Genomic DNA, 8,468 nt, shown 5'->3' with positions numbered 1-8,468 from the left:
CTTCCGGCACGCTGTCGACCGTATCTCGGCGATCAGCATGCTTCACGACCAACTGGCGATGCGTCCCGACCAGCCAACCATCGATACTGCCGCCTATCTGGAGGCGTTGTGCGGCAACCTGCGGCACCGCTGCGCCGGCATTGTAATAGACACGCGGCTGGACAACGCCGAACTCAGCCACGAGCGAGCGGTTTCACTGGGGCTGATCACCAACGAACTGGTGACCAATGCCGTCAAGTACGCGTTTCCGGACGGCTCCGGCACGGTGCGCGTAGAGTTCACCGCTGATGAGGGGCGAGGCCAGGGCTGCCTGATCGTCGCTGATAATGGGATCGGCATGGGGGAGCCGCGGCCGGGCAGTACCGGGCTGACGCTGGTCGCAGGGCTTGCTCAACAGCTCGGAGGCGAGGTCGAGCAGGAACCAACGGAGAGAGGAACCAAGTTCCGTCTCTGCTTCTTGCTGGTGCGCTGAGTAGCACTCCGGAACAGTTTATAGGGAAAACCGGGCCACACAGCCGAAAGCGAGGGGGTGGGGCACTCGCGGACGGACGTCGGAGGGCGGTTGGTCAATGGGCGACTGGCAGCCCCCCATGGGTCAACGCCGGAGGCGGTACGCTTCTCTCCCTCCCAGCGCGTCTCCGGATCCGGTACACAAGCCGCCCTCTGTTATTTCCGCAGTCTTGCTGCAACCGATGGCTCCGATTGCTGTCCCGGATGGGCTATCTGCGCAATTTTGGATTGGAGCTTCCAACTCTGCGATGCAGTTTGCGAAACCTGAAAAGCCTCTATCAGGGATGACCCTCGCATAATCAACTCCCGCCTTTTGGTATATGTTTTGCTGTGGGTTGATTGCTTTCGCCTTCTTGCCGTTGCAGTGGAGTTTCCATGCCCCGACACCTGCGCCCACTGCTCACTGCCGCACTGGCCTTGGTCGTCGTCATTGCCATGACGGCTCACATCGTCTGGCAGGATCGGCAGAGGACTATCGCACAGACGGAAGCGCTTGCCGCTGACATGGCCAAGGTCGTCGAGGCCCACGTCCTGCACACAACGAAGGGTGCTGCCATCGCCCTGCGTCAGGCAGCCACCCTGGTCGACGAAGCCGGCAACTTGGAAGCCGTGCGGAGTGACGCCTACTGGCGCCGGTTGCGTGATGCGCTCGCCAACATGGACGGCGGAGAAACCCTCTGGCTGTTCGATGCCCAGGGCAATGCAGTGGTCGGGACTGGCCGGCAGCAGGCGCGGCCAATCAACATTGCCGATCGTCCCCACTTCCAGGCGGCGATGGCGGGAGCAGACCTCGTCATCAGTCCGGCGCTGCGCAGCCGTCTGGACAACCGCATCCTCTTCACCATCTCGCGACCGATCCGTGACTGGACCGGCGACATCATCGGCGTCGCCAGCACCGGCATGAAGACTGACTGGCTGGTCAACTTCTATGCTCTGATGTCGTTCGGGATGGAAACATCGGTCACAATCTTTCGCACCGACGGCGAGATCGTCGCCCGGCACCCGGACCTTGCCAGCCATCTCGGCAAGAACAACCGGAACGGGCCACTATTTCGAGAGCATCTCCCGCAGTCTCCTGTCGGAGGCTATTGGGCACGCTCCGCGCTGGACGGCAAGGAACGGCTCGCCGCCTATCGGTTGATCCCTGATCTGAACCTGGTCGTTTATGCCGGGATCGACAGTGGATCGGCCCTTTCCGGATGGCGGACCCGCTCCCTCTGGTTCGTCGGCGAGGTTGCCCTGGCCACGACCCTCGTGCTGGTCTTACTCATGTGGGGGACACGCATGATCCGCCGCGAGCACCACGCTCAGATACGCATGCTGGAAGCCGAGAGTCTCACGCAACAATTGGGCGCTGAACTCCACCAAGCCCGGCGCGATCCCCTGACCAATTTGCCCGCCCGTGGGCTGTTCCTAGAGCTGGCGGAAGAGATGCGCCTGAGCGCCAGCAAGAAGGGGACGGTCCTTGCTTTTCTTTACATCGACCTCGATGGCTTTAAGGGGGTGAACGATCGGCACGGACATGAACAAGGCGACAAGGTTTTGACGATAGTCGCCGAGATCATGCGCCGGATGACCCGAGATGGCGATCTGATCGGCCGGCTTGGCGGCGATGAGTTCGTCATCTGCCTGTCCGGACACAGTCCTGATGTTCGGACGGTTGCCACCGGCGTCGCTGCCCGCATCATCAAAGAGGTTCGTGATCTGAATCTCGGCGTCGGATGCAGCATCGGAATTGCGCTTGCCACAGGCGACTGCGGCGACTTGCCTTGCTCGCTCCGTCAGGCGGACGCCGCGATGTACCGTGCGAAGCAGATGGGTAAGGGGGCCTGGTTCATCCATGAACCGACGCAGGAGCCCTGCCTGTCGTGCGACGACAGGGCCATCGCCTGACCCAGAACAACGCCGAGCCCCGTAAAGCAGGCTCCGGACTCCACCCTGCAACACGTCGATCCAAGTCAATCGGAACGATGCCTTTCGCACTCTGTGCGTGCGATGGCATTCAAAGCCTGCCGAGCAAACGCTGCCGCGAGCAGAACCTGCCTATAATCGACTTCGCCAATTAAGCTGCCACCCTTTGCAAAAACCAATGCAGCATTGTAGTCTTGGCCAAATGCTGTCGCGTTCCTTGACAGCCATTGTCTTCTGACTTGCATCTATGACTGTTTGGGACTATGCGTGATGAGCGGACGCGGAGCGATGACGAGATGATCCGGGATGCAACCCCTGACGGCACCGGTTCCCGCTCTGAAGTCGAAGCCCCCGCCCCTTCCCCAGACCAGCTTCAGGACATGTTCGCCGAGCTGGACCAGGTCCTCTGGTTCCTGCGGGCCGATGGCTCGGTCCGGTGCTTCAACCGGGTCTGGTGCTCCTACACCGGTCTGGCGGCGACCATGGACGGGCTGAGTTGGATCGAGGCCTTTCATCCCGATGATCGCTCGCCGCTGATGAGCGCGCACACGGCGGGCATCACTGGTGGTGTGCCCTACACAGTCGAAGCGCGCATGCGGCGGGCAGACGGGGCGTACCGCAGGCATCTGTGCCGGGTGAAACCGCTCCGGCGCGATGACGGCGTGTATGCCTGGATCGGAACCGCTATCGACGTCGAGGATATCCGGGGGGCCGAAGAGCGGCAGCGTTCGCTGATTGTCCTTGGTGACCGTCTGCGCGACATCACTGACACTGGGGAGATCGCCTGGACCGGCGCTGCCGCCATCGGCACGGCTCTGGACCTGGTGCGGGCCGGCTACGCCGGCGTCGAGGGTGATCTTGCGATCATTGAGCGGGATTGGGTGTGCTCGTCCGACCAACGGCCCGCTGCCGGCACCTACAGGATCAGCGACTGGGGCACCTTTCTGGCGCCGCTCGGTCGTGGCGAGACGGTCATCGTCAGAGACATCGAGACCGATCCCCTCACCGCCGATGCGGCGGCAGGATGGTTGGAGTGGGGTATTCGCGCGGTCGCCTTCGTACCGCTCCTGAAGGATGAGCGGCTTGCCGGCTACATGTTTCTGCACGCCCGCACCACACGGACCTGGGCTGCGGAGGAACTCGACTTCATTCGCAACGTGACTGATCGCGTATGGTCTGCCATCTGGCGGAGCAAAGCCGACCAAAGCTTGCGCGAGCGGGAACGCCGACTGGTACGGCAGGCCGAACTCCTGGAGCAGACCCACGACGCGATGGTCGTCCGCGAGCTGGGGGGCGCCATCCTCTCCTGGAACCGGTCCGCCGAGCGGCTTTTCGGCTTCAGCGCCGAGGAGGCGCTGGGACGATGCAGCCATGATCTGCTGCGCTCCGAGCTGCCACTGCCCGCAGCGGAGTTCGACGGGATGATCGAGCGCGAGGGAACGTGGACCGCCGACATGGTGCACATCGCGCGGGACGGGCGGCGGATTGTCGTCGAAAGCCGTCAGCTGCTCGTCGTGGAGCCCGACGGTCGCCGTTTGGTGTTGGAAACTAACCGGGACGTCACCGAACAGCGCGAGGCGCAGGCCGCCATCCTGGCCAGCGAGGAGCGGCTGCGTCTGGCGTTCTCGGCCGGCCGGCTGGCCGCCTGGGAGTGGGACATCGCCTCCGGGCGGGTGACATGGTCCGATCAGCTGTTTGTCAATGCCGGCCTGCAAGAGCAAGGATTCGATGGGACCTTCGAGGCATTCTTGGCGCTCGTCCACCCCGAGGATCGCTGCGCTGTCGAGACAGCGATTGCCGCTGCGCTCGCGGCAGAGGCCGACTACGCGGTCGAGTTCCGGATGGTGAAACCGGATGGCTCGGTGCGCTGGACCTCGTCCTGCGGACGCGTCGTGCGCGACGCGAGCGGACAACCGATGCGCATGGTCGGTTACGATGCCGACGTGACCGAGCGGCGGGGCGTCGAAGAGAAGCTGCGGCAAAGTGAATCGCGCTTCCGAAGCTTCGCGGAGAACTCGACCGACGTGCTGTGGATCGCCGATGCCGCCACCGGCCGGCTCGACTATCTCAGCCCAGCTTACGAGGGCATCTGGGGCGAACCGCGCGACCGGGTCATGGATGACATCGGCCGTTGGGCCGAACTGGTCCACCCCGAGGACCGGGCCGTCGCCAGCCAGGGCTTTCCGATCGCGCTCGCCGGCGGCGCCCACACGGTGGATTACCGCATCATCCGTCCCAGCGACGGCACCGTGCGCTGGATCCGCGACGCGGGCTTCGGCATCTGCGGTGCCACCGGGCAGGTGGAGCGGGTGGCGGGCATCGCCCAGGACATCACCGAAATCAAGATGGCCGAGGTAGCGCTGCGCGAAAGCGAAGCGAAATTCCAGACCATCGCCAACTCCGTCGACCAGATGATCTGGTCGACACGCCCAGACGGGTTTCACGATTACTACAACCGACGCTGGTACGAGTGCACGGGCGTTCCGGAAGGCTCCACCGATGGCGGTGCATGGATCGGCGTGATCCATCCCGAGGACCGCGACCAGGCCAGGGATGTCTGGCAACACGCTCTGGCGACGGGTGAGCCGTATCACATCGAATACCGGTTGCGGCACCGGTCGGGCCGGTACCGCTGGGTGATCGCCCGGGCGCAGTGCGTGCGTGACGCAGAGGGCCGGATCGTTCGCTGGTACGGGACCTGCACCGACGTCGACGAGCTGAAGCGCACGGCGGACGAGTTGCGCCGCACCTCGGCCCTGCTCCGGCTGATCGGCAACTCCATCCCCGACGTCATCTACGCCAAGGACCGTGACAGCCGGCTCCTCTACGCCAACCCCAGCATTGTGCGCGTCACCGGCCGTCCAGTTGATGCCATGCTGGGGAGCAACGACCGTGTCTGGGCGGCCGATCCGGCGGAAGCGGAGCGGGTCATCGCCAACGACCGCCGTGTGATGGAAACGGGCGACACCTTCGACGTGGACGAGACCTTCACCCATCTCAACGGCGAGACCCGCTATTACCGCTCGGTGAAAGCACCGCTTCGCGACGAGGCGGGCGCCATCATCGGCCTCGTCGGCATCACCAGCGACATGACCGAGCGGCGGAAGGCTGAGGAACGCGAGCGGCTTTTGGCCCGCGAGGTCGACCACCGCGCCAAGAACTTGCTGACGGTGGTGCAGTCCATCGTTCAGCTCACCCGCGCGGACGATATCGACAGCTTCACCGCCGCAACCATCGGCCGTATCCAGTCGCTGGCCCGGGCGCACAGCCTGCTCGCCGCGTCCCGCTGGGAGGGAGCGGAGTTGAAGCCGATCATCGAGGAGGAACTGGCCCCCTTCGCCGTCAAGAATGCCTCCCGCGTGCGAATGAGCGGACCGTCCATCCGGCTCCGGCCCGAAGCGGCTCAGGCCATAGCGCTCGTCGTGCATGAACTCGCCACCAACGCCGCGAAATACGGCGCACTCTCGCGGGAAAGCGGACGGCTCGATGTCACCTGGGCGGTCACGGTCGGGAGCGGAGAGGCTGGGCGGCTGGGGCTGCGGTGGCAGGAGCGGGGCGGTCCCCCGGTGAGGCCGCCTTCACGCCGGGGCTTCGGCTCGACGGTCATGCGCGCCAGCGTCGAGCGGCAGCTCCAGGGCCAAGTGTCCCTCGACTGGAACCCCGACGGCTTGGTGTGCGAGCTGACCATTCCAGCCGAGCAGCTGTCGGCGGGCATGGGATGGAAGGATGCGCGGCCCACTGAGACAACGGCCGCTTGGGAAGCCGCGACGGACCTGTCCGGCCGGCGGGTGCTCGTGGTGGAGGACGAGGCCCTTGTTGCGCTGCAGATCGAGGCGTCGCTGGCCGAGGCTGGTTGTACCGTTGTCGGCCCCGCCTCGCGGGTCGGCGACGCCTTCGACCTGCTGTACGGACAGGGAGCCGATGCGGCTCTCCTTGACGTGAACCTTGCTGGGGCGCACAGCTTTGCCATCGCGGAAATCCTTGCCGCGAAGCGAATCCCCTTTGCCTTTGTAACCGGCTACGAGGCCGTGTCGACGGTGACGGAGCGCTTTAAGGCGATCCCGGTGATCGCCAAGCCATTTGCCCCCCGCACGCTGATGAGGGTCCTTGGGGCGATGATCGCCGGACAGACGGGAACCTGGAAAGACGCTCGCGCCATTGAGAATGGCTAGATGTTTAGAGTCCGACTCTGAATCGGTTTGGTTGATCAAGCCCTGGCCAGTCGTCGCGAGAGTAGCTTAATGCTGGCGATCATGATCCAGGCGAGGGCGCTTTCGATGGAGGCTTCAAAATCCTTTGCAGCCGGCGGTTGCGGCTGATCCAGGCGATGGAACGCTCAACCACCCGTCGCCGAGGCAGGAGTTCGAACCCCTTGGCGGTGTCGGATCGCTTGATGATCTCCAGGGTCCAGGACACCATCTGGGCCAAGGCAGCCTCCAGTTTGGGTCCAGCATAGCCGCCGTCGGCGAAGACGTGGCGCAGCCACGGGTGGGTCTGGCGAACCGAAGCCAACACCAGCGAGGCGCCGTCGCGGTCCTGGATGTCGGCGGCATGAACGATGGCGCCGACCAGCAAGCCATTGGTGTCGGTCAACACATGCCGCTTGCGCCCCTTGATGCACTTGCCCGCATCGTAGCCCCGGGGGCCGCCGGCTTCCGTCGTCTTCACCGACTGGCTGTCGATCACGCCCGCCGTCGGACTGGCCTGCGGCCCATCGCCTGCCGGACAGCCATCACCAGATGGTGGTTGATCGTCGCCAACAGCCCATCGTCGCGCCAGCGGTAGAAATAGCCCTGGACTGTCGTGAAGGCGGGGAAATCCTTGGGCAGCATTCGCCATTGGCACCCGGTCATCGCGATGTACAGGATGCCGTTCAGAACCGCACGCAGATCCGTCGTCCGCGGCTGACCGCGCCGCCGGGCGCGCGGCAGAAGCGGTTCGATGACACCCCACTCCGCATCCGTCATATCGCTTGAATACCGAAGCTCGTCCCGCCGATACTTCAACCGGGTGATTTCAGTCCAGACCATCCTGGGAAACCTTCATAGCTCGCAACCACGAACGAATCACAAGACACTGAAATCACTCAATTCTTTTCCGGTCAGGATCTCAGCTGGACTTTGGCCAATTTTGTGGTGTTGAGATCAGGCGTGGATCCAGAAGTCCGGCTCATTGGCGACGTAGTCGAGGGCTCTGTCGAGCGGCATGGTGGCGACGCCAAAGGGGCCTGACGCCCCCCAACTTTCGCCGTTCCACCAGAGCACCTTCACCTTGTCACCGTCGCCGGTGGGCCGGAACCTGACGATGGGGGCGCCGGTGCGCTCGCTGAGGAGCGTGTAACCGCGCGCGACCTTGCGTACGATCACGCCGCCGCCTCGGGCGCGATTGAAGCCGTCGATACGCTCCAGCATGGCATCCACGCTCATCGTGATCCTCCCGTTCCAGCCGGGTTTACCCAAGGGTTCCAACCAGCGGAGCCCCGTCATGTCTCCCGTTCCAGACAGCCTCGAGCGCTGGATGGCGCCCTTTGCGGCGCTGTTCACACGGCCTACCTGGCGCCATGTCTTGGTGCTGGTTGCCGGAGCGCTTCTCACCCCTGGGCGGCGCACCGTGACGGCAGCGTTGAGCATCATGGGACAGCGCGAAACCGGCAGCTTCGCCAATTTCCACCGCGTGCTCAATCGGAACCGCTGGTCGAGCCGCGCTGTCGCCCAGCGTCTGTTCACGCTTCTGATCGCCACCTTCGTGCCGCAAGGCCCAGTGGTAATCGGCATTGATGAGACAATCGATCGGCGCTGGGGCCCCAAGATCAAGGCGCGCGGCATCTATCGAGACCCGGTCCGCTCCAGCCATGGTCACTTCGTCAAGGCCAGCGGCCTGCGCTGGATGGTGGTCATGCTGCTGGTTGTGCATCGGCCTGCAACACTGGGCCAGTTTCAGGGGTGATCGGCGTCCAATAACCAGCCACCCCTGATCTGGCAGACTACCACCCTGGGTTTGGACGACAGGGTGGCGGACAGGGATGTTGACGGTGGAGACGATCGCAC

Annotated in this window: 5 protein-coding genes and 1 pseudogene; 4 read left to right on the top strand and 2 right to left on the bottom strand. The window is 64.2% G+C overall.

What is annotated here, in order from left to right:
• From VD964_RS24120 to VD964_RS24110, 3 genes are all read left to right on the top strand, one after another.
• Positions 1–472 (top strand): sensor histidine kinase (locus VD964_RS24120; RefSeq protein WP_324871035.1); only part of this gene is annotated, 472 nt, incomplete at its 5' end.
• A 413-nt stretch (positions 473–885) separates the two neighbouring features.
• Positions 886–2,403 carry a sensor domain-containing diguanylate cyclase gene (locus VD964_RS24115; protein WP_324871034.1) on the top strand — a complete coding sequence of 506 codons (1,518 nt, stop codon included), beginning with the start codon at positions 886–888 and terminating at the stop codon, positions 2,401–2,403.
• Between the two features lie 314 nt (positions 2,404–2,717).
• Complete coding sequence (locus VD964_RS24110; RefSeq protein ID WP_324871033.1) at positions 2,718–6,593, top strand: PAS domain S-box protein; 3,876 nt, start codon at positions 2,718–2,720, stop codon at positions 6,591–6,593.
• Positions 6,594–6,628: 35 nt separating this feature from the next.
• Here VD964_RS24110 and VD964_RS24105 read toward each other — a convergent pair.
• Positions 6,629–7,451, bottom strand: a pseudogene (locus tag VD964_RS24105) (IS5 family transposase).
• Between the two features lie 114 nt (positions 7,452–7,565).
• Entirely contained in the window at positions 7,566–7,847 is a 282-nt protein-coding gene (locus tag VD964_RS24100; RefSeq protein ID WP_324871032.1) for a hypothetical protein, read from the bottom strand.
• Between VD964_RS24100 and VD964_RS24095 the strand changes: the two genes are divergently transcribed.
• Entirely contained in the window at positions 7,831–8,367 is a 537-nt protein-coding gene (locus VD964_RS24095; RefSeq protein ID WP_324871031.1) for a transposase, read from the top strand. The two genes, VD964_RS24100 and VD964_RS24095, sit on opposite strands and share 17 nt — an antisense overlap.
• Positions 8,368–8,468: the final 101 nt, after the last annotated feature.

Source organism: Azospirillum sp., assembly GCF_035628975.1.
Taxonomy (GTDB): domain Bacteria; phylum Pseudomonadota; class Alphaproteobacteria; order Azospirillales; family Azospirillaceae; genus Azospirillum.
This window is presented reverse-complemented; position numbering and strand designations above follow the sequence as displayed.